The organism is Aeribacillus sp. FSL M8-0254 (genome assembly GCF_038008845.1).
GTDB lineage: Bacteria > Bacillota > Bacilli > Bacillales > Aeribacillaceae > Aeribacillus > Aeribacillus composti.
Genome location: NZ_JBBOZY010000001.1, coordinates 948,017 through 968,660, shown reverse-complemented (window position 1 = coordinate 968,660; position 20,644 = coordinate 948,017). Strand labels below are relative to the sequence as shown.

Here is a 20,644-nt window from a genome sequence, read left to right as displayed (position 1 = left end):
TTCCAGGTTATTCAGAGCCGTGTTTACCATAGGTATCGTGCTCCAGCCTTTAACGACTCATTCAGTGTAGAATCCCTACACAAAGTACGACTGCCCGTCGCACGGAAAAAACCGCGCCTACATAAGCGCGGTTTTTCCACTTATTTTTTTATCTCGCTCTTCGGTTTGGTTTCCCCTGTCCATTCGAGCATTCCGCCAACCATATTGATGACATTAAAACCAAGATCCTGTAAATATAAACAAACATTTTCACTTCTTCTTCCTGAGCGGCAGACGAAAATATATTCCTTTTCTTTATCAAATTCTTCAATGCGGTCAGGGATTTCTCCCATCGGAATATGTTTTGCTTGTGGAATCATGCCTTCTTCTACTTCTTCTTCCTCGCGGACATCAATAATGTCTAATGTTTCGCCGTTTTCAAGCTTCGTTTTGAGATCATTTGGTGTGATTTCTTTTACCATGAATGGCCATCCTTTCATTGATATTCAAGCTTAATTGGCTACGATGTTGACAAGCTTGCCAGGAACAGCAATCACTTTACGAACGGTTTTGCCTTCAAGCTGTTCTTTTATTTTTTCATCATCCATCGCGATTTTTTCCATTTCCTCTTTAGAAGCATCGTTTGGTACAAGCAGCTTTGCCCGCACTTTTCCGTTGATTTGAATGACAATTTCCACTTCATCTTCGACAAGCTTTGATTCATCCCATGCCGGCCACGATTCATAAGCAATCGTTTCAGAATGGCCGAGTTTTTCCCAAAGCTCTTCGCAAATATGCGGAGCAACCGGCGATAAAAGCTTTACAAAGCCTTCCATATATTCTTTCGGAAGAATTGTCGCTTTATAAGCTTCATTAATAAATACCATCAGTTGCGAAATAGCTGTGTTAAAATGCAGATTTTCATAATCCTCCGTTACCTTTTTCACTGTTTGGTGATAAATGCGTTCAAGCTCTTGAGACGGTTCATCGACGATTTTCGGATTCAACTCGCCATTTTCCATTACAAACAGCCGCCATACACGATCTAAAAATCTTCTTGCGCCGTCGAGTCCTTTTGTTGACCATGCAATGGATGCATCAAGCGGACCCATGAACATTTCATATAAACGGAGAGTATCCGCTCCGTGGCTTTCAACGATTTCATCAGGATTGACGACATTTCCTTTTGATTTGCTCATCTTTTCATTGTTTTCGCCGAGGATCATTCCTTGGTTAAACAATTTTTGGAACGGTTCTTTCGTCGGAACTACTCCGATATCGTATAAAAATTTATGCCAGAAACGGGCATACAGCAAGTGTAAAACAGCATGCTCAGCCCCGCCGATATAAATGTCCACAGGCAGCCATTTTTTCAATTTTTCAGGATCAGCTAATTGTTCTGAATTGTGCGGGTCAATATAGCGCAAATAGTACCAGCAGCTTCCCGCCCATTGAGGCATTGTGTTTGTTTCGCGCCGCCCTTTTTTGCCTGTTTTCGGGTCAACGACATTCACCCAATCCTCAATATTCGCTAAAGGTGACTCACCGGTTCCCGAAGGTCTAATTTCATCTGTTTCCGGAAGCACTAACGGCAGCTCCTCTTCAGGAACAGCTGTGATCGTGCCGTCTTCCCAATGGATGATCGGAATCGGTTCACCCCAATAACGTTGACGGCTGAACAACCAGTCTCGGAGACGGTATGTCACTTTTCTTTGTCCTTTTTTGTTTTCCTCCAGCCATTTGATCATCGCTTCAATTGCTTCTTCTTTATTCAATCCGTTCAAAAAGTCGGAATTTACATGCTCGCCGTCTCCTGTATAAGCTTCTTGTTCGAGGTTTCCTCCAGCGACAACCTCTTTAATCGGCAGGTCAAATTTTTTCGCAAATTCATAGTCCCGTTCATCGTGGGCAGGCACGGCCATGATCGCACCTGTACCATAGCTCATTAAAACATAATCGGCAATCCAAATCGGCAATCTTTCTCCATTGGCAGGATTTACAGCATAGGCTCCGGTAAACACGCCTGTTTTTTCCTTCGCCAAGTCCGTTCTTTCGAGATCGCTTTTACTTTTAATTTGATCTAAATAGGCTTCCACCGCTTCTTTTTGTTCCTCGGTTGTAATTTCTTTCACAAGCGGATGTTCAGGCGCAAGCACTGTATACGTAGCACCGAAAAGCGTATCTGGACGAGTAGTAAAAACAGTAAAGGTTTTATCAGTTCCATCGACTATAAAATGAATTTCCGCACCTTCCGACCGGCCGATCCAATTTCGCTGCATTTCCTTTATGCTTTCCGGCCAATCAAGCTCTTCTAAATCTTCCAGCAGCCTGTCAGCATATGCGGTAATTTTTAACACCCATTGTTTCATCGGACGGCGTTCAACAGGATGTCCTCCCCGTTCGCTTTTTCCGTCGATGACCTCTTCATTTGCAAGAACAGTTCCGAGTGCCGGGCACCAGTTGACGGGCACTTCATCAATGTAAGCAAGTCCTTTTTCATAAAGCTTTAAGAAAATCCATTGTGTCCATTTATAATATTCCGGATCAGTTGTATTTACTTCCCGATCCCAATCATAGGAAAATCCTAGTGATTGAATTTGTCTGCGAAAATTATCAATATTTTTTTTCGTAAATTCCGCAGGATCGTTGCCGGTATCTAAAGCATATTGCTCAGCCGGAAGTCCAAATGCATCCCATCCCATCGGATGGAGAACATTGTATCCTTGCATCCGTTTCATTCGCGCCAAAATGTCGGTTGCCGTATAACCTTCAGGATGTCCTACATGAAGACCAGCTCCCGAAGGATACGGAAACATATCCAATGCATAAAACTTCGGTTTATCGGAATCATCCTCTGTTTTAAATGTTTTGTTTTTTAGCCAATAATCTTGCCATTTTTTCTCAATCTCACGATGGTTGTAAGACATGTAAAAATCCTCCTTTGCTATATATATGTATAAGCGTCAAATAATAAAAAAACTCCCATCCCCACGACGAAGGGACGAGAGACAATTTCCCGCGGTACCACCCAAATTAGCGCAAATGCACTCACTCTGTTCCGTAACGTGGAAACACGTCGGGCATTAGTCTGTACCGGAATACATTTCACACCCGCAACTCAAAGGGGAGTTCGTGAATAAACAACGATTGACTTTCACCTTCCGTCAACTCTCTAGACGCCTTTATCCACTACTGATCCTTTTCACCGTTCTTGCTTTTTCATCCACTTATCATATTGTTATTTTAATGAATTTTATGAGTTCATGCAAGTCAATGTCGAAAAATTTGGATTTCAGTCTAATAATTAATAATTGACAGACCCTTTCAAGCTTGAATCAAGCAGCATTTCTGCTTCATTTAAAATGTCCTGCAAGATCGTGTCAGCAGCGTTTGGTCTATATAATTCAGCAATGCTCATTTTCATTTTTTCCATTTTTTCAGGGTGGTTAAATAAATCATTGACCGTCTCTTGAACTTTTTCAAGCTTATTGATGACAACCGCCGCCCCTTTTGCTGCAAACAAATCGGCATTCTCCCTTTCCTGCCCCGGAACAGGTTTATAGAGAATAAGCGGAACTTTTAATGCGGCCGCCTCGCTGAGAGTAATCCCTCCAGGCTTTGTTATCATGCAGGAACAAATGCGAAAGAGCTCGTCGATTCTTTCGACATAGCCAAAAACTTTTATTCGATCCGGGTGAATATACTGAAGCGGTTCAAGCTCATCTTTCAGCGATTGGTTATTTCCGCATACAACGACTATTTGCATGTCATCTCGTGTAAAAAATGATTCACACAAGTCTTTTACATTTTTTAAAACTCCATGAGCGCCTGTAGCAATTAACAAAGTTTTCTTGTTCGGATCCAAATTGTATTTTTTATATAAATCGATCGTTTCCATTTTTTCTTCAAACTGCGGCCGAATAGGAATTCCAGTTACTTTGACAAGCGCTGGATGGATGTTGAGCATTGTCAGTTTTTCCTTCACATCGTCGCACGAAACATAATATTTATCAATGTTTTTATGAACCCATACTCGGTGAAGACAAAAATCGGTCAGCACATTAAAAGTCGGGATGAACACGCCTGTCCGCGTGCGGTATTCTGGCACAACGGAAATAGGAAATGTATTAATAATGATGTCAGGATTTATCTCCCTTACTAGCTGATTCAACTTGCGGTGTCCAAGCTTCAAATACAAATTCATAATGCGTTTGTTAGACATTTTGTCCACACTATAATAAAATAACCGATAAAATTGCTTTCCGATAGAGAAACTTTTCAAATATAAATATCTTGTGATTTCTGCCATAATTGGATGAGACTCGCTGATTAAATCAGAAACTTTTACGTTGTTGATTCCCATTTTATGCAAAGACTGCTCCAATGTTTTAGCAACTTGGATATGACCGTTTCCGTAATTTGCCGTTAATATTAATATCTTTGGGTCTTTTAACATTTTATTCACCTCAACTTAAAGCAGCTCAACAATTAGAACGAACTAAAATCAAAATAGTTTCACTTTAAATGTATATTTCCATTTATAATTTTAGGAGAAAAAAATTAAAAATCCTTTATTATTTTATTACATTTACATTTCACTGGAAATTTTCGTTTTTTTTGTTGGTTGCAATAGCTAAAATGACAAATATATGGATTGGGATTTTTTAATGTCCAACAAAAAATAATTCTGCCCGTTTACTCGCATGGTTCATACAAGAATCTTACCGATACGCATTGGTTTAATTGAATTTATGCCGTTTTTCCGGGGATTTTTTACCTAGCTAATGGGCAGCCAAAACTGCATGAATAACACCGAGAAGAATAAGATATGCCCTCCGAACAAAGTTTTTCCTTTATCTTTTCTGAACCGTTTTAGCCAAACAAGCTGAAACTCACGCTGCAGAGGTTCAAATACTTTTTCTTTGCTAAACTTTATTTATGAAAAGCATTGGCAAATTCGTTATTCATGTCTTTCATCCATTGGTATATTTGTTCAAAGCTGATTCCTGCATAAAATGCGTCGATCATAATTTGCCGCAGCTCCTCTTTAATCATTTCAATTTTCTCTTCATCCAGCTTTTTCTGCACCATTTTCGATACAAATGTCCCCCGTCCTCTTAGCGTTTCAATCAAGCCTTCTCTTTCCAGCTCTTTATAAGCCTTTGAAACCGTGTTAGGATTAGCGATAATCATGGAAGACATCTCTCTTACAGAGGGCAGTTTATCGCCAGGCTTTAACACACCTTTGATACATAGTTCTTTCATTTTTTTTATGATCTGCTCATATATCGGAGTGGCACTTCTCGGGTCAATTTCAAACATCAAATACCCTTCTTTCTTACAAAAAGGACTCTTTTGTATTATGTGTACTACATTATATAGTACACATAATACAGAAAAGATGCAATCAACATTTCTGATTCCGCATATAAAGAACACTGAATGATTTCACTCGTTCGGGGGCTCTTGATCTTAGGGAAAAATTATGATGTACATAGTCGTATAGCAGCTTTTGCTAGAAGTTTGGCTGATGTTCAACAAACTGATCCCGATTTTGTTTGAAAATGTAATCGTTCATTCGCATTGAGCCGAGCTTTTATATCGGTAATTGCGCAATCTGTTGAAAGATATTTTTATTCTATATTTTCGTTTTTATTCCAAAAACCATTCTTTCCCTATGCAAATTTATATATAAGATCAAATCGGCTAAAGAATAAATGAAAAATCATAATTGCAATTAAAGGGCAAGCCTACAATCAGGCTTTGCCCTGGAATTTTAATGATCGAGCAAAATCATCTCATTTTGAAGGTGCTGCAGTTGAAGGCGCATGCGGTGAAGCTGCTCCCGCTGCTGGTCATTTGCGCTTAAACTGAGTTTTTCCACTTCTGCAAGCGCATCTTGAAGCTTTTGCTGTGCATTTGTATATTCTTCATCATTGTAATGCTCCTGTTTCAGTCCTTCAATATATTGCTCATTTGCATATTCCAATGCTTGCTGGCAATGTTGAATGCACTCTTCCACGGATTGTCTAGTAGCCAAACAAATCCCCTCCTTGATGAAGAATTTCTTCATCAACTGTATTTTTCGCTATTTCTGCAAGCTCCATCATGAAAAAAGCTGGTAAATTCTTATTTGAGATTGGTTTGGCAATCATGGTAAAATGTCTTGATAGTATATCGAAACAGGAGGAGTAGGAATTGGCGAACCACAATCCATTTCCGTATACGAATGACAACAAACGGTATCATACATGGAATTACCATTTACGAAATACATTTGGAGATAAAGTGTTTAAAGTTGCTTTAGACGGAGGATTTGACTGTCCAAACCGCGACGGTACGGTAGCACATGGCGGGTGTACGTTTTGCAGTGCCGCAGGGTCGGGCGATTTTGCCGGAAACAGAGCTGATGATCTTGTTACGCAATTTCACGACATTAAAAGCAAAATGCATGAGAAATGGAAAAACGGAAAGTATATTGCTTACTTTCAGGCATTTACAAACACTCATGCACCCGTGGAAGTTCTTCGTGAGAAATATGAAACGGTATTAGGTCTCGAAGGAGTTGTCGGTTTGTCCATTGCTACAAGGCCTGACTGTTTGCCTGACGATGTTGTTGATTATTTGGCGGAATTAAATGAGAGGACATATCTTTGGGTTGAATTAGGATTGCAAACCGTTCACCAGCGGACCGCTGATTTAATTAACCGTGCGCACGATTATGAATGTTATGTGGAAGGAGTTAACAAGCTCAGAAAGCACGGAATCCGAGTTTGCACACACATCATAAACGGTCTTCCGCTTGAAACGTACGATATGATGATGGAAACTGCAAAAGAAGTTGCTAAGCTGGATGTTCAAGGAATTAAAATTCATCTGCTCCATTTGTTAAAAGGTACACCGATGGTTAAGCAATATGAAAAAGGGATGGTGCGCTTTTTATCCTTTGATGAATATGTACAATTAGTTTGCGATCAACTAGAGGTACTGCCTCCCGAAATGATCGTTCATCGCATTACAGGCGACGGTCCAATCGATTTAATGATAGGGCCGATGTGGAGCGTTAACAAATGGGAAGTGCTGAATGCCATTGATGCCGAACTCGAAAAACGAAACAGCTACCAAGGGAAGTATTATACAAAAGATCGAGTGATGTCAAAATGAACCTCATTCGCATTCTTCCATTTGCAAAAAAATTGATGGCTTCCGCTGTCCAAAACGGCGATATCGTTATTGATGCAACAGTCGGGAACGGACATGATACCGTCTTTTTAGCACAACTCGTTGGCGAACAAGGTCATGTGTTTGGATATGATATTCAAAAACAAGCGCTTGAAGAGACAAAAAAACGGTTGAAGGAATCCGGTTTAATCGACCGTGTTACTTTGTTTCATTCCAGCCATGATGACATTTTCAATACGATTCCGAAAAAACATCACAATCATATCGCCGGTGCGATGTTTAATCTCGGTTATTTGCCCGGTGGCCAAAAAAACATTGTGACAAAACCAGAATCAACTATTGAAGCAGTAAAGCAGCTTTTATCCATACTAAGACCCGGTGGAATGATCGTGCTGGTCGTTTATCACGGCCATCCGGAAGGAAAACGTGAGAGAGATGAGCTTCTTAAATTTGCCGAACAAATCGATCAACATACTGCTCATGTACTTGAATACCGGTTTTTAAACCAAAAAAATTCCCCTCCGTTTATTGTAGCAATCGAAAAAGCAAAATAACCGGGAATAATATCCCGGCTAGCTTTATCCATCAAGAAGATTTAATCAAATTCCATTTTCGGAACGTTCGATATGCCCTAGCATTCACATAAAAGAAAACGGAGGTTGTTCCTCCTTTTTTTATTAATTTTTTAGCCAGCTTTCCTAAATCTTTATGTACTAATACTTTGTCATCAGATAAATAAATGCCGAGCAATCCGCGGTTAATTAATTTATGAAAATTTTCGTTCGGAATACCTTTTAAATTTTTGTCCGCTTCATGTACAAAATGAGCTAATCGTTCCATCATTTCTGATGTACTTTCATAAAAACTGCAAAAATTTAAATCGCCCTCCAATTGATCCTCCTCTTGATCAATAAAGTAATCCAATAAAATGTGAAGCCCTTGCACATATGGAAAGTAACCATCTTTAATTTTTTTGGCAATCGCTTCGTTAAAGCTGGGCTGAAATGCATAGGCGACTAAACAAAAAATGCCCAATGTCGATCCAGCGCAGGCAGAAAATTCATACCACCGCATATCCGGGAGGGAAGATTTATATTGTTCGAACCACTGTACTAGCCTTGGCACTCTTTCCTCTTCTATTACATGCTTATGTACTTGCAGTTCACAATAATATTCGCAAAGCTCCATCAAATAGCCAGCTATAACCGGATAGTTCTCCAATTGGCTCAGCATTCTTTGGCATGTCATGACAAGCTCTTTTAAATATCCGCCATCATCTTGGTCCTCACGAAATTGGTAGTAATTTTTTAATTCTGCATGAATCGACAGCGCATCCTTCATTGATTGGTGCAGCATGCGGAAATCTTCCGGATCAAAAGAAGTGCTTCTGTCGCATAAATTATCCAAGTAATCGCTAATCGTTTGATAAGCAACGATAAACTCTATACATTCCTCTATATGAGAGTTCGACAAAAGCGCTAAAATGCTTCCTCCTTCGCAATGAAATGCCTTCGTATTTATGCTTGCAAGCGCCTGCTTTCTCAATTCAGGATTCGGTATTTCCTCAGCCTTTTTTTTCCACCCATCTAAGTAATAATGGACGGTCGGAAGAATTTCCCTATAAACTCTTGACATAAGGCTGATAGGGTGTTCAGGTATACTCAAAGATCAACTCACCTCTTCATTGTAAAATCCAGTATTTATGTTAAATGGCTTTCTGTAAATCTCAATGCATCTTGAAAAACAAGTTCTCTTTCCGGTTCATTAAAAATTTCGTGATATAGTCCTTCCCATTCTTTATAGCTCTTTTCCGTGAGATTCAACTGACTATACCATTTTTGAACTGCTGATTTATCAACAATTTTGTCTTCTCCTCCCTGCATGACGAAAAGAGGGACATCTGGAAACTGCGGGAGCTGCTGAAATGCTAGTTCAATAGCATGAAGAAGCTCTCTGTACCAGCGCACAGAAACTTTTCTTACGTAAAGGGAGTCGTTTCTGGTTATGTCTTGAATTTCCTTATTTCTCGTTGCCATCTCAACTGTCAAACCGGAATCAAAGCGTACCCTAGGCGCGAAAATATTTAATCCTTTTGCCAAAAGATCGAGCGCTTTACTCGGTTTTTGCAAAATTCCTAAACATGGCGAAGATAAAATGACCCCGTTTAACGGAATTTTATTTCTCTCAAGCGTACGTATGGCTATTAAACCGCCCATGCTATGCCCCAGCAAAAAAAGCGGCAATTGGAAAGATTGAGCCTCCCTGATCCAACGGTCAACTTCATCAATATATTCATCAAACGATTGGACATGTCCCCGTCTGGAGGATGAATTTCCTTGTCCTGGCAAATCCCCCATGACAACATGGTATCCGTTTGTTTGCCACTTTTTTATCAGCCATTTGTAACGTCCATGATGTTCTAAAGCTCCATGAATGATGACAATCGCAGCTTTAGGACTAGAACTTACCCATTTCCACATAATTAACTCCTTTCCGAACATGACGGAAAATTTGTTATAATATGAAAAAAAGAAAAGGATGGTTCCCATGGTTATTTATCCATATAAAGACAAAAAACCTATAATTAGCGATTCGGCTTATATAGCTGATTTTGTCACAATCACCGGCGATGTTCAAATAGGAGATGAATCAAGCATTTGGTTTCAGACGGTTATTCGCGGTGACGTCGCCCCAACTATTATTGGAAATCGGGTCAATATTCAAGACCAATGCTGTCTGCACCAGAGCCCAAATAAACCGTTAATTATTGAAGATGATGTAACCGTCGGCCATCAAGTTCTGCTCCACAGTGCGATTGTGCGGAAAGGAGCTCTAATTGGAATGGGTTCGATTATTCTGGATGGAGCAGAAATCGGAAAAGGCGCTTTTGTCGGTGCAGGCAGTCTTGTCCCGCCAGGCAAAAAGATACCTGAGAAAACTTTAGCATTCGGAAGACCCGCCAAAGTGATTAGAGAATTAACAGAAGAAGATCTTCAAGATATGGAGCGCATCCGTCGCGAGTATATCGAAAAAGCTCAATATTATAAAAATATTGCTCGTATGAACAACATATAAATTGCTTATAAAAACATTTTAAAACTTTCTCTTTCAAATGTCATTCTTTACCGGGCAGCTTCATGCATTTTTAAAATTTTGTAAAATTTTTATTAGATTTGTTGAAGTTTACATAAATATGAGAGAAAATTTTTTATAAGAATTTTTGCTTTTTGAAAAGAGGAACTTTAACATGGGCAGACTGCTGAATCAGCTTTACCAATTTGAGTGCAAGTTGTTCAAACTGATTAATTCGCATTTTGAACGAAAAGGACTGAATGTTTATTTTCGGTATGTTACTCATTTAGGAGGGGCTGTTTTTTCAATTGCAACATGTTTAATGCTGATGTTATTTTTTAATGAACCTGTAAAAACTGTTGCCTTGGCAAGTTCAGCTGCACTTTTTTTCAGTCATATTCCGGTTTTCATTGTGAAAAGAATTTATCCACGCAGACGGCCTTATCTTACATTATTTGAAACAAAAGTGTTAGAAAATCCGTTAACTGACCATTCATTTCCTTCTGGACATACGACAGCTGTATTTTCAGTGGCTACACCATTTTTGCTCTTTTTTCCAGCCTTAACATGGATTTTGCTTCCTCTCACATTCAGTGTGGCACTATCAAGAATTTTTCTTGGCCTACACTACCCTTCAGATGTGCTGGCGGGAATAGTTCTAGGAGCTTCAGCTGGCACCATCTGTTTTGTCGCATTCGGACCATAAAAGCAAAAAGGTGTCTAATGCATGCATCGCATTGGACACCTTTTTTATTTTACAAATATTGATGAGCTTGTTCGCGCAAAGCTTCCGCTTTATCTGTGCGTTCCCATGGCAAATCTAGATCGTTGCGTCCGAAATGACCGTAAGCAGCTGTCTGTTTGTAAATCGGGCGGCGCAAGTCAAGCATTTTTATAATGCCAGCTGGGCGCAAATCAAAGTTATTGCGAATTAATTCAACTAAAACATCTTCGCTTACTTTGCCAGTACCGAACGTATCAACAGAAATAGAGACAGGTTTCGCTACACCAATTGCATAGGCCAGCTGAACCTCACATTTGTCTGCAAGTCCGGCTGCGACAATATTTTTCGCTACATAACGAGCCGCATAAGCTGCAGATCGGTCTACCTTCGTCGGATCTTTTCCTGAGAAAGCTCCTCCGCCATGGCGCGCATAGCCTCCGTAAGTATCGACAATGATTTTTCGTCCCGTTAATCCTGCATCTCCTTGTGGTCCGCCAATAACGAAACGTCCGGTAGGATTGATGAAATATTTTGTTTCTTCATCGATCAGTTCTTTTGGCACAACCGGATCAATTACTTTTTCTTTAATATCCTGCTTAATTTGTTCTAAAGTTGCCTCCGGATGGTGTTGAGTCGATATGACAATTGTGTCAATTCTAACCGGCTGTTCATTTTCATCATATTCTACCGTAACTTGCGTCTTTCCGTCCGGACGCAAATAAGGAATTTCTTCGCTTTTTCTAACTTCTGTAAGCCGGCGTGAAAGCTTATGGGCAATGGAAATCGGGAGAGGCATTAATTCCTTCGTTTCATTGCATGCAAAACCGAACATTAACCCTTGATCTCCAGCGCCAATCGCTTCAATTTCTTCATCAGTCATTTGTCCTTCTCGCGCTTCTAAAGCTTTATCCACCCCTGCAGCGATATCGGGTGATTGCTCATCAATTGATGTTAAAACAGCACAAGTTTCAGCATCAAAACCGTATTTAGCTCTCGTATAGCCGATCTCTTTGACCGTTTCTCGCACAATTTTTGGTATATCCACATACGTGCTTGTCGTAATTTCTCCACTGACTAATACAAGTCCGGTGGTGACAGATGTTTCGCAAGCTACACGTGCGTTCGGATCTTTTTCTAAAATGGCATCTAAAATCGCATCTGAAATTTGGTCGCAAATTTTGTCCGGATGCCCCTCCGTTACGGATTCAGATGTAAACAGACGGCGCTTTTTTGTCATTTACTGCTTCCTCCTCAAACTTAAAATGATGTTTATGGAGTGCTACACTCCTTGTCATTGACACGGAACTCATTCCCTCACCACTATTGTAAACATATCAAAATTTCGTACGATAAGAAAAACTTGGCTAAACGAGATTTCTCTTATACATAGAAAAAACCTTCCCTGCCAGAGGAAAGGTTGTTATAAACATCATTGCCTTTCACTCTTATCGTTCAAGGATATAACCTTGCATCAGGTTAGCACCATTGCTCGTCTATGAATATGGAATTCTTTCGCACCATGTTGTATGTCCATAGAATACCGGGATTTTGAAAGCCATATTCTACTGTCTTCTTTCAACGAGCCGGTTGCTGGGCTTCATAGGGCCTGTCCCTCCGCCAACTCGGGATAAGAGTATCCGTTCAAATGTATATCATACAGGAGCAAAAAAGTACTTGTCAACAATAAAAAAAGCTTCTCTGTAATTTTCCAAATCGTCTGATATCCATTATTTCAGGATCAGCTGATCAATCATGATTCGTATGATGCCCAAAAATGAAGGCAAAATATGTAGTAAAAACATTATTTTCAGAAATTGATAAATAGGATGGACTATTTCCACAAATGTGTTATACTATTTCTATAAAACCATTTCAAATATGCAAAAAAAGGATGGTATGTATATGAATATTGTAGATGTATCAAATGAATTAGCTTCGTTGATTAGCGGACCAAATGCATATCATAATTTACCAGTCGCACGGCTTGTAGAAAAAGTTTTAGCTAGGAAAGAAGGTTTTTTAACAAATACAGGTGCAGTTTCGGTTACAACAGGCAAATATACCGGCCGGTCACCAGAAGATAAATTCATCGTTGAAGAAGATTCTGTCAAGCATTTAATTGATTGGGGACCCGTCAACAAGCCAATTTCATCAGAAGTTTTTGAAAAACTGTACTTAAAAGTCATACAATATTTAAAAAATAGAGATGAAATTTATGTTTTTAACGGATTTGCCGGAGCTGACAAAAAATATCGTCTTCCAATTCAAGTGGTCAATGAATTGGCTTGGCAAAATTTATTTGCTCACCAACTGTTTATCCGTCCGAAAAGCCAAGACGATTTAAAGGAGCATAAAAATCCGTTTACGATTGTTTCCGCTCCTTCCTTTAAAGCAGATCCAGCTGTGGATGGAACGAACTCAGAAGCATTTATCATTATTTCTTTTGAAAAGAGAATAATCCTGATCGGCGGAACTGAATATGCAGGCGAGATGAAAAAGTCTATCTTTTCCGTCATGAACTTCCTGCTTCCAGAAAGAGATATATTTTCAATGCACTGCTCCGCCAATGTCGGTCAAGAAGGCGATGTCGCGCTCTTTTTCGGTTTATCGGGAACAGGCAAAACAACACTTTCCGCCGATCCAAAACGCCGGTTAATTGGTGATGATGAACACGGCTGGTCTTCATCTGGTATTTTTAATATTGAGGGTGGCTGTTATGCAAAATGCATCGGTTTGTCTGAAGAAAAAGAACCTCAAATTTATAACGCGATTCGATTCGGTTCCGTTTTGGAAAACGTTGTGGTTGATGAATCGACACGAATTCCTGATTATGACAACTCCTTATTAACAGAAAACACCCGTGCGGCTTATCCAATTGAAGCGATTGACAATATTGCTAAACCGAGCATTGCGGGTCACCCTAACACTATTATTTTTTTAACAGCTGATGCGTTCGGTGTTCTGCCGCCAATAAGCAAATTAACGAAAGAACAGGCTATGTATCATTTCTTAAGCGGTTATACGAGCAAGCTTGCTGGAACGGAAAGGGGTATTACTTCCCCTAAAACAACGTTCTCCACATGCTTTGGAGCACCATTTCTTCCGCTTCCAGCTACAAGATACTCTGAAATGCTCGGAAGAAAAATCGAAGAACATGATGTGAAAGTATTTTTAGTCAATACAGGGTGGACCGGCGGAGAATACGGAGTAGGAAAACGAATTAAACTTGCTTATACAAGAGCCATGGTTCAGGCAGCATTGGAAGGCGAACTCGATGAGGTGGAAACTGTAAAAGACCCTATTTTCGGGCTGGCGATTCCTGCTCATGTTCCAGGAGTGCCTGATGAAGTTTTACAGCCTATTAAAACATGGAGTGATAAAAACGCTTATGAACAAAAAGCGTATGAATTAGCAAAAGCATTCAAAGAGAACTTCAAAAAATTCTCGAACGTTCCGAAGGAAATTGAAGAACTTGGCGGTCCAATCATATAAAAAAATTACTTACTTTCGGCTATCGGCTTTTTGTCCGATAGCCTTTTTTTATATTGGGTTGGCAAACAAACCGTTATATACAGATTTTTAGACGAAAACCCCTTTTTCAACGAGCTTTTATGAAAAAGGGGTTACGCGATTTTTTATGATAAGACAAATGGAAGCCGTACTCGATAAAATTAAGAAAATTCCTTTTCCTTCCACAATCCGTTCAACAAATGAACGGAAATATGATGACGGTTAATTGGTTGAGTACAATGAAGTGAGATTATAAGTAAGCACGGTTTTGTTATCAGCCCATTCCAATTTAATAATTTCAGCTGTTCCTGTAGGATCGCTTGTCAACGTTTTTCGAACTTCCAAAGGAATATTCATAGGATAAAGGCGATAGCCATCTTTGACAACCTGAAATACGTTTTCCTCTATCCGCTTTTCCTTCCCTTTTGTAATAATCATCGTATTTAATTCAAGCGGCATGCCCATTTCTCCAATCCCCTTTCATTTGATCGATCATTTTTTAGTATGTATCATATGAAAAATATAATGGTCAATTTTTCATCCATTTTATCATTCGTTCTAAAACCATCCGGTTATGCCGTGGCGGAAAATGATGACTAAAATGTTGGAAATACCAGCTGTCCACTTGCTTTCCCAATTCTTTCAGCCTTCTTTCCAATCGATATGCATGTTCAATTGACACGTTTTCATCTTTTCCCCCATGAATGATTAAAACGGGTGCTTGCATTTTTTCAAGGTAATACAACGGTGTCCGCCATTTATAGCGGTCAGGATATTTCTTCGGTGTCCCTCCAATAACTCTTTTCATCATCCTTCTTAAGTCCTTTCTCTCCTCATAAGTTAAAAACATATCAGACACCCCGCCCCAGCTTACAACAGATCGAACATTTGAGCATATAATCCCAGTAAGCAAGGCCATGACTCCTCCCCTTGAAAAGCCAAAAACGTGAATACGATCCGGATTCACTTGCGGATGTTTCATCAACAAATAGAATGCATTGACCGCATCAAAACGATCATTCCCCGCAAAATCTTCATTCCCTTCTCCTCCTAAATTTCCTCGATAAAAGGGAGCCATCACGATAAAGCCTTTTGATGCAAATTGTATAATTCTTCCTGCTCGGACCATACCAACATTTTTAATCCCTCCGCGCAAATATAAAAAGCCATCATAAACACCTTCTTGAACAGGCTCTGCTAACAGACCTTTCACTTTTAGTCCTTCAGAAATATATGTCACGATGGAAAGCTTAATCGAAGGGTTCGGTGATGGGAAAATTTGTTTGTCAACTATTTCTCCGTTTCTCAGCATCTTTTCAACCTCCATTTTTAGGTAGGCAATCACACATTATATTTTTTTTTCATACTTTATCCTAGATAAATATATTTAAACATTTTTCCTTTAATATGAACATCATTAGGGAGGATTTCACATGAAAAAAAGGCTTGCTTCCATCGTATTGGTGATCCTTTTCATCATACCTCTTTCAGCCTGCGGCGGAGGAGTGGAAAAAATTCGGCTGGCGGAAGTCACTCATTCTGTTTTTTACGCACCATTATACGTAGCCATTGAAAAAGAATTTTTCAAAGAAGAAGGACTTGACGTAGAATTAAAAACTACTTGGGGCGGAGATAAAACAATGACCGCCATTTTATCAAACGGCGCTGATATCGGTCTTGTCGGTTCGGAAACGTCCATTTACGTATATGCCCAAGAAGCAAATGACCCAGTCATTAACTTCGCCCAGCTGACCGAAACGGACGGCACTTTCCTTGTCTCCAGAGCCAAGTTGGATGATTTTCAATGGGAAGATTTAAAAGGAAGCACTTTTTTAGGACAGCGTAAAGGCGGCATGCCGCAAATGGTAGGGGAATTTGTGCTGAAAAAGCATAACATCGATCCGCATCAAGATTTAACCCTTATCCAAAACATCGACTTTGCGAATATTGCAAATGCTTTTGCTTCCGGTACAGGCGAATATGTTCAGTTGTTTGAGCCAACCGCAAGTATTTTTGAAAAAGAAGGAAAAGGTCACATTATCGCATCCTTCGGCAAGGAATCGGGCAAAGTTCCTTATACAACATTTATGGCAAAAGAAAGCTATATTAAGAAAAATGATAAAACGGTGAAAAAATTCACAAAAGCGCTCTACAAAGCGCAAAAATGGGTGGAAGAACATGACGCCGAAACAATTGCCGAAACGATAGCGCCGCAATTTAAAGATACGCCGATCGATATTTTAATATCTTCCATTGACCGTTATAAAAGCCAAGGATCCTATGCAAAAACCCCGCTGTTAGATGAGGACGAATGGAACAATTTGCAAAAAATTATGGAAGAAGCAGGAGAACTGCCGGAGAAAATTGATTATGAACTATTAGTCAACACGTCCATAGCAAACGAAGTGGCAAAATAATGTTGTTTCAAAAGGAGTACATTTATCGACAAGGGGGGGAGGAGATTGTCATTTTTAACGATCGATCATGTCAGCCATACTTATTTTACAAAAAAATCGGCAACGACTGCTTTGGAGGATATCCATTTGGAAGTAGAGGAAGGGGAATTTATATCCTTTCTAGGTCCTAGCGGCTGCGGCAAAACAACGCTGCTTTCCATCATTGCCGGTATCATGAAACCGACAGAAGGGCAAGTTATTTTGAACGGAAAGCAAATATCTTCCGCAACACCGTCTGTCGGTTATATGCTGCAACAAGATTATTTATTTCCATGGAAAACGATAGAGGAAAATATTTTAATTGGATTAAAATTATTGAACAAACTGAATGAAAATGAGAAAAAGCGGACATTTCAGCTTCTGCACCAAATGGGTCTCGAAAATGTAGAAAAGCTATATCCGAATCAATTATCAGGCGGAATGAGACAAAGAGCCGCTTTAGTTCGCACTCTTTCTACAGATCCGAAAATGCTGCTATTGGATGAACCTTTTTCCGCCCTCGATTATCAAACGAAATTAAAGCTTGAAGACTTAGTCTTTCAAACATTAAAGGATTTTAAAAAAACAGCCATTCTAGTCACGCATGATATTGGGGAAGCAATCGCCATGAGCGATCGGATTGTCCTGCTATCCAAAAGGCCTGGCAAAATTGCCAAAATATTTACTGTCCCAAAAGAATTGCGGGATACATCCCCGTTTAAAACAAGGCAGCATCCAACGTATACTTCACTTTTTGACTTAATCTGGAAGGAGTTAGATCAGCTTGAAACAAACAACAACAATTGATCTCCTCCATAAACAATATTTGCAAAGATTGAATAAGGAAAAGAAATGGATTACCTTTTATCAAATCTTAATTTTTATTTCTTTTTTTCTCATATGGGAGGTGTCATCCAGCCAAAAATGGATAGACCCGCTCATATTCAGTTCGCCGACAAAAATTTTTCACTTATTTGTTGAAAAACTGCAGGACGGTACATTACTTGCCAATTTGAACGTGACGCTTTTTGAAACGGTCTTGGGGTTTATTTTGGGGACATTATTCGGGACATTACTTGCTGCTCTATTATGGTGGTTTCCAAGGCTGTCTAAAATATTAGATCCGTATTTAGTGGTTTTAAACGCAATGCCGAAAGTAGCTCTTGGGCCGATTTTCATCGTTGTACTTGGGCCTGGATTTACCTCAATTATCGCGATGGGAACAATCATTTCGGTTATTATTACTACAATTGTAGTCTATACTTCCTTTAAAGAAGTGGATCCGAATTATATAAAAGTGCTGCAAACATTTGGGGCAGGCAAAAAGCACGTGTTCAGAGAGGCGATCCTGCCGTCATCTTTTCCAACCATTATTTCTACTTTGAAAGTCAATGTCGGGTTATCCTGGGTGGGTGTGATCGTCGGAGAATTTCTCGTTTCAGCTAAAGGATTAGGCTATATGATTATTTACGGGTTCCAAGTTTTTAATTTTACCCTTGTGCTGTTAAGCCTAGTTATCATTGCCATCTTTGCAACGATCATGTACAAAATTGTCGAACTAATTGAAAAAACATTAATCAAAAGCCAATAAGAGGCTGTTTTAGAAAGTCAAATCGCCATTGAAAACATAAAATCATAAACACCGATATATCAACGTTTCTAACACATTCATGGGGGCGTCCATAAGCCGTAAAAACGACTTATTAGACACCCCCTTAAACAATTTCTAAACCGACTTTCAGGAATTTAAAAGCTATTTTATGTAATCGGCATAAATTTTGTCCAAGCTGCGTTTTAGAACATCATCTTTCATAATAAAGCTAAAGCGATGATCGTCCTCAATTTTTTCAGGCAAGTCCGCAAGCAGGACTGGACCTAACGTTTCAAAATACGTGCTCTGTTTTTCGAGCCTCTCAATTTCCGCATAATAAATATTTTTCACAATCGTTTTCTCTTTTCCTATAACCTTATATTGCCCAATATATACGATATCTTGGACAATTCCTCCCGTTTCTTCCCTCACTTCCCGGACAGCAGCTTCAACCGGCTTTTCGCCGTTCTCGACTTTTCCTCCTGGAAACTCGTAGCCCCGGTCTTCATGTAAAGTTAAAAGCCATTTGTTTTCATATCGGCAGATGACCCAGACATGCTTCGGGTAAACAGAAAAAGGGTGTTGACGGAAAGACAGGTATACATCATTGCCGTAAAAATCTTTAAAATAAAACATAATCAATCCCTCTACTCCCATTTATCTGTTTTCATCATAACATATGGAAAAGAGGATTGTATAACTTATTCTTGATTATGCATAAGACCCATTGAAGCAATATGTTTTCTAGCTTCTTCGTCGCCATGCTTATAAATGAATTCATATACTTTTTTTGTTAAAGCATCAATCGCATCATTTTCCTTGTCATAATGATACTGTATATACGGAACATGCGCCCGGAAGAAATTTTGCCAGCTGGTAGAATGAATCTGATCGAAATACTCCCGTAACTCCGTAATTTCCTCATCATTGGCAGAAATTTGAAAATCCCACGGAGATGCTTCTCTGCTTTGGGAAATTTCACCGCTAGCTACTGATATATAATAGGTTTTTCTTGGATTTTCGGACATTTATATCCCCCTCCTCTTTTTAAGTATTGCCTTATCAAAGAAAAATATTTATAAAAAAAGGCTGCCTAACGCAGCCAAAAGAGGAAGGATATAATTATTTTCCAAGGAATGACTTTAACATCCAGTTATGTTTTTCAAGATTCACTTTCATATCGAGAAGCATGTCACCAGTTGCTTCGTCATTCACTTCTTCAGCAACTTTGATTCCTTTGTCCAAATCTTGAATGATGGCGGAAAAGTCGTCAACAACTGCCTGCACCATTTGTTCTGCAGTTTCAACGCCTTCTGCTTCTTTAATAGAGGAGATTTCTAGGCTTTCTCTAATCGTAGCAACAGGTTTAGCGCCCAAAGCTAAAAGTCTTTCCGCTAATTCGTCAATATAACCTGCAGCTTCATTGTACAGCTCTTCAAACTTTTCATGGAGAACGAAAAATTGGTCTCCTTTTACATTCCAATGAAAGTTATGTAATTTTACATAAAGTACCGTCCAATCCGCAATTTGTTTATTTACGATTTGGAATAATTCTTGTTTAGACATAATCCCATCTCCTTATTATTTAATCTTTTAGTTATACAGTACCCCTTTTTTGCACTCTTAAAACTATAAAAAAAGTTGCATCATTGCGTGTAGCTGTTAGCTGAACACTTTTTCCAAATCCTCTTTACTATGCTTTAGCCAATATTCCATGAGCTTTTTGGCGCCTTCTAAATCATGAAGCTTCGCTTGGCCGCATTGCAGTTCGTTTGCGGCAGGCACTTCTGTCTGCTCTACAGCATCTTTCATTGTCTCTTCCAATAAATCAATGATTTCTTTTACGGTCGGTTCCCCGCTAACGACTAAATAAAAGCCTGTTTGACACCCCATTGGAGAAATATCAATGATATCAAAGTGATCATATTTTTCCGCATATTTACGAATTGTAAATGCCAGAAGATGCTCCAATGTGTGAATAGCATCCGGTTTCATTGCCTGCTTATTCGGCTGGCAGAAGCGGATATCAAATTTGTTAACTACTCCATCCGTGCCGACTTTATGTACTCCGCAATGTCTGACATACGGTGCTTGCACTTTTGTATGATCCAGTTCAAAACTCTCCACTGAAGGCATTCCCATCACTCCTTA

General features: G+C 39.4%; 22 protein-coding genes, 1 riboswitch and 1 other annotated feature. Of the genes, 8 read left to right on the top strand and 14 right to left on the bottom strand.

What is annotated here, in order from left to right:
* Window positions 1-140: 140 nt before the first annotated feature.
* The 5 genes from NSQ44_RS04865 to NSQ44_RS04845 form a co-directional block, all read right to left on the bottom strand.
* Window positions 141-461 (bottom strand): rhodanese-like domain-containing protein, encoded by a 321-nt coding sequence (locus NSQ44_RS04865; protein WP_063386585.1) that lies wholly within the window; start codon window positions 459-461, stop codon window positions 141-143.
* Between the two features lie 30 nt (window positions 462-491).
* The gene (gene leuS / locus NSQ44_RS04860; RefSeq protein ID WP_340855325.1) at window positions 492-2,906 is read right to left on the bottom strand and encodes a leucine--tRNA ligase; all 2,415 of its coding nucleotides are present in this window, start codon (window positions 2,904-2,906) and stop codon (window positions 492-494) included.
* A 67-nt stretch (window positions 2,907-2,973) separates the two neighbouring features.
* Window positions 2,974-3,194, bottom strand: a binding site (T-box leader).
* Between the two features lie 89 nt (window positions 3,195-3,283).
* Window positions 3,284-4,435, bottom strand: a complete 1,152-nt coding sequence (locus tag NSQ44_RS04855) for a diglucosyl diacylglycerol synthase (RefSeq protein ID WP_063386583.1) — start codon at window positions 4,433-4,435, stop codon at window positions 3,284-3,286.
* Between the two features lie 476 nt (window positions 4,436-4,911).
* Entirely contained in the window at window positions 4,912-5,301 is a 390-nt protein-coding gene (locus NSQ44_RS04850) for a GntR family transcriptional regulator (protein ID WP_063386582.1), read from the bottom strand.
* Between the two features lie 454 nt (window positions 5,302-5,755).
* Entirely contained in the window at window positions 5,756-6,019 is a 264-nt protein-coding gene (locus NSQ44_RS04845; RefSeq protein ID WP_063386581.1) for a YtzC family protein, read from the bottom strand.
* A gap of 158 nt (window positions 6,020-6,177) precedes the next feature.
* On the opposite strand from NSQ44_RS04845, the gene NSQ44_RS04840 reads away from it, so the two are divergent.
* Window positions 6,178-7,143 carry a TIGR01212 family radical SAM protein gene (locus NSQ44_RS04840; RefSeq protein ID WP_066249458.1) on the top strand — a complete coding sequence of 322 codons (966 nt, stop codon included), beginning with the start codon at window positions 6,178-6,180 and terminating at the stop codon, window positions 7,141-7,143.
* Window positions 7,140-7,715 carry a class I SAM-dependent methyltransferase gene (locus NSQ44_RS04835; RefSeq protein WP_066249456.1) on the top strand — a complete coding sequence of 192 codons (576 nt, stop codon included), beginning with the start codon at window positions 7,140-7,142 and terminating at the stop codon, window positions 7,713-7,715. Before NSQ44_RS04840 ends, NSQ44_RS04835 begins: the two co-directional genes overlap by 4 nt.
* A 31-nt stretch (window positions 7,716-7,746) precedes the next feature.
* Here the strand turns inward: NSQ44_RS04835 and NSQ44_RS04830 are convergent, their stop codons facing one another.
* The gene (locus tag NSQ44_RS04830; RefSeq protein ID WP_063386578.1) at window positions 7,747-8,826 is read right to left on the bottom strand and encodes a tetraprenyl-beta-curcumene synthase family protein; all 1,080 of its coding nucleotides are present in this window, start codon (window positions 8,824-8,826) and stop codon (window positions 7,747-7,749) included.
* 35 nt (window positions 8,827-8,861) lie between these two features.
* On the bottom strand, window positions 8,862-9,641 hold the full coding sequence (locus NSQ44_RS04825) for an alpha/beta hydrolase (protein ID WP_340855323.1): 780 nt from the start codon (window positions 9,639-9,641) through the stop codon (window positions 8,862-8,864).
* A 67-nt stretch (window positions 9,642-9,708) separates the two neighbouring features.
* Between NSQ44_RS04825 and NSQ44_RS04820 the strand changes: the two genes are divergently transcribed.
* Window positions 9,709-10,236, top strand: a complete 528-nt coding sequence (locus tag NSQ44_RS04820) for a gamma carbonic anhydrase (RefSeq protein ID WP_094245285.1) — start codon at window positions 9,709-9,711, stop codon at window positions 10,234-10,236.
* Between the two features lie 172 nt (window positions 10,237-10,408).
* The gene (locus NSQ44_RS04815; protein ID WP_327855803.1) at window positions 10,409-10,939 is read left to right on the top strand and encodes a phosphatase PAP2 family protein; all 531 of its coding nucleotides are present in this window, start codon (window positions 10,409-10,411) and stop codon (window positions 10,937-10,939) included.
* Window positions 10,940-10,988: 49 nt separating this feature from the next.
* Here the strand turns inward: NSQ44_RS04815 and metK are convergent, their stop codons facing one another.
* On the bottom strand, window positions 10,989-12,194 hold the full coding sequence (gene metK, locus NSQ44_RS04810) for a methionine adenosyltransferase (RefSeq protein WP_063386575.1): 1,206 nt from the start codon (window positions 12,192-12,194) through the stop codon (window positions 10,989-10,991).
* A 205-nt stretch (window positions 12,195-12,399) separates the two neighbouring features.
* Window positions 12,400-12,591: riboswitch (SAM riboswitch) on the bottom strand.
* A gap of 268 nt (window positions 12,592-12,859) precedes the next feature.
* On the opposite strand from metK, the gene pckA reads away from it, so the two are divergent.
* A complete protein-coding gene (gene pckA / locus NSQ44_RS04805) occupies window positions 12,860-14,449 on the top strand; it encodes a phosphoenolpyruvate carboxykinase (ATP) (RefSeq protein WP_340855321.1) in 1,590 nt (529 codons plus the stop codon).
* Between the two features lie 240 nt (window positions 14,450-14,689).
* Here pckA and NSQ44_RS04800 read toward each other — a convergent pair whose 3' ends face one another.
* Window positions 14,690-14,932 (bottom strand): DUF2584 domain-containing protein, encoded by a 243-nt coding sequence (locus tag NSQ44_RS04800; protein ID WP_340855319.1) that lies wholly within the window; start codon window positions 14,930-14,932, stop codon window positions 14,690-14,692.
* A 64-nt stretch (window positions 14,933-14,996) separates the two neighbouring features.
* The gene (locus NSQ44_RS04795; protein ID WP_066249449.1) at window positions 14,997-15,779 is read right to left on the bottom strand and encodes an alpha/beta hydrolase family protein; all 783 of its coding nucleotides are present in this window, start codon (window positions 15,777-15,779) and stop codon (window positions 14,997-14,999) included.
* Between the two features lie 121 nt (window positions 15,780-15,900).
* Between NSQ44_RS04795 and NSQ44_RS04790 the strand changes: the two genes are divergently transcribed.
* The 3 genes from NSQ44_RS04790 to NSQ44_RS04780 are packed head-to-tail and all read left to right on the top strand — an operon-like array spanning window position 15,901 to window position 18,493.
* Complete coding sequence (locus NSQ44_RS04790; RefSeq protein WP_340855316.1) at window positions 15,901-16,884, top strand: ABC transporter substrate-binding protein; 984 nt, start codon at window positions 15,901-15,903, stop codon at window positions 16,882-16,884.
* Window positions 16,885-16,929: 45 nt separating this feature from the next.
* Entirely contained in the window at window positions 16,930-17,709 is a 780-nt protein-coding gene (locus tag NSQ44_RS04785; protein ID WP_066249444.1) for an ABC transporter ATP-binding protein, read from the top strand.
* Entirely contained in the window at window positions 17,687-18,493 is an 807-nt protein-coding gene (locus NSQ44_RS04780; RefSeq protein WP_327855790.1) for an ABC transporter permease, read from the top strand. Before NSQ44_RS04785 ends, NSQ44_RS04780 begins: the two co-directional genes overlap by 23 nt.
* Before the next feature lie 162 nt (window positions 18,494-18,655).
* Here the strand turns inward: NSQ44_RS04780 and ytkD are convergent, their stop codons facing one another.
* From ytkD to NSQ44_RS04760, 4 genes are all read right to left on the bottom strand, one after another.
* On the bottom strand, window positions 18,656-19,129 hold the full coding sequence (ytkD, locus tag NSQ44_RS04775) for an RNA deprotection pyrophosphohydrolase (protein WP_094245279.1): 474 nt from the start codon (window positions 19,127-19,129) through the stop codon (window positions 18,656-18,658).
* Between the two features lie 65 nt (window positions 19,130-19,194).
* The gene (locus NSQ44_RS04770; RefSeq protein ID WP_340855314.1) at window positions 19,195-19,521 is read right to left on the bottom strand and encodes a hydrolase; all 327 of its coding nucleotides are present in this window, start codon (window positions 19,519-19,521) and stop codon (window positions 19,195-19,197) included.
* Between the two features lie 94 nt (window positions 19,522-19,615).
* Window positions 19,616-20,059, bottom strand: coding sequence for a Dps family protein (locus NSQ44_RS04765; protein ID WP_340855312.1), 444 nt, complete (start codon window positions 20,057-20,059; stop codon window positions 19,616-19,618).
* A 96-nt stretch (window positions 20,060-20,155) separates the two neighbouring features.
* Window positions 20,156-20,629 (bottom strand): S-ribosylhomocysteine lyase, encoded by a 474-nt coding sequence (locus NSQ44_RS04760; protein ID WP_063386565.1) that lies wholly within the window; start codon window positions 20,627-20,629, stop codon window positions 20,156-20,158.
* Between the last annotated feature and the right edge of the window lie 15 nt (window positions 20,630-20,644).

What these genes read in the sequence shown, in the direction of transcription:
- NSQ44_RS04865 (WP_063386585.1), bottom strand. Translation starts at nt 461, where the DNA reads ATGGTAAAAGAAATCACACCAAATGATCTCAAAACGAAGCTTGAAAAC.
- leuS (WP_340855325.1), bottom strand. Translation starts at nt 2,906, where the DNA reads ATGTCTTACAACCATCGTGAGATTGAGAAAAAATGGCAAGATTATTGG.
- NSQ44_RS04855 (WP_063386583.1), bottom strand. Translation starts at nt 4,435, where the DNA reads ATGTTAAAAGACCCAAAGATATTAATATTAACGGCAAATTACGGAAAC.
- NSQ44_RS04850 (WP_063386582.1), bottom strand. Translation starts at nt 5,301, where the DNA reads ATGTTTGAAATTGACCCGAGAAGTGCCACTCCGATATATGAGCAGATC.
- NSQ44_RS04835 (WP_066249456.1), top strand. Translation starts at nt 7,140, where the DNA reads ATGAACCTCATTCGCATTCTTCCATTTGCAAAAAAATTGATGGCTTCC.
- NSQ44_RS04825 (WP_340855323.1), bottom strand. Translation starts at nt 9,641, where the DNA reads ATGTGGAAATGGGTAAGTTCTAGTCCTAAAGCTGCGATTGTCATCATT.
- NSQ44_RS04820 (WP_094245285.1), top strand. Translation starts at nt 9,709, where the DNA reads ATGGTTATTTATCCATATAAAGACAAAAAACCTATAATTAGCGATTCG.
- NSQ44_RS04815 (WP_327855803.1), top strand. Translation starts at nt 10,409, where the DNA reads ATGGGCAGACTGCTGAATCAGCTTTACCAATTTGAGTGCAAGTTGTTC.
- metK (WP_063386575.1), bottom strand. Translation starts at nt 12,194, where the DNA reads ATGACAAAAAAGCGCCGTCTGTTTACATCTGAATCCGTAACGGAGGGG.
- pckA (WP_340855321.1), top strand. Translation starts at nt 12,860, where the DNA reads ATGAATATTGTAGATGTATCAAATGAATTAGCTTCGTTGATTAGCGGA.
- NSQ44_RS04800 (WP_340855319.1), bottom strand. Translation starts at nt 14,932, where the DNA reads ATGGGCATGCCGCTTGAATTAAATACGATGATTATTACAAAAGGGAAG.
- NSQ44_RS04795 (WP_066249449.1), bottom strand. Translation starts at nt 15,779, where the DNA reads ATGCTGAGAAACGGAGAAATAGTTGACAAACAAATTTTCCCATCACCG.
- NSQ44_RS04790 (WP_340855316.1), top strand. Translation starts at nt 15,901, where the DNA reads ATGAAAAAAAGGCTTGCTTCCATCGTATTGGTGATCCTTTTCATCATA.
- ytkD (WP_094245279.1), bottom strand. Translation starts at nt 19,129, where the DNA reads ATGTTTTATTTTAAAGATTTTTACGGCAATGATGTATACCTGTCTTTC.
- NSQ44_RS04770 (WP_340855314.1), bottom strand. Translation starts at nt 19,521, where the DNA reads ATGTCCGAAAATCCAAGAAAAACCTATTATATATCAGTAGCTAGCGGT.
- NSQ44_RS04765 (WP_340855312.1), bottom strand. Translation starts at nt 20,059, where the DNA reads ATGTCTAAACAAGAATTATTCCAAATCGTAAATAAACAAATTGCGGAT.
- NSQ44_RS04760 (WP_063386565.1), bottom strand. Translation starts at nt 20,629, where the DNA reads ATGCCTTCAGTGGAGAGTTTTGAACTGGATCATACAAAAGTGCAAGCA.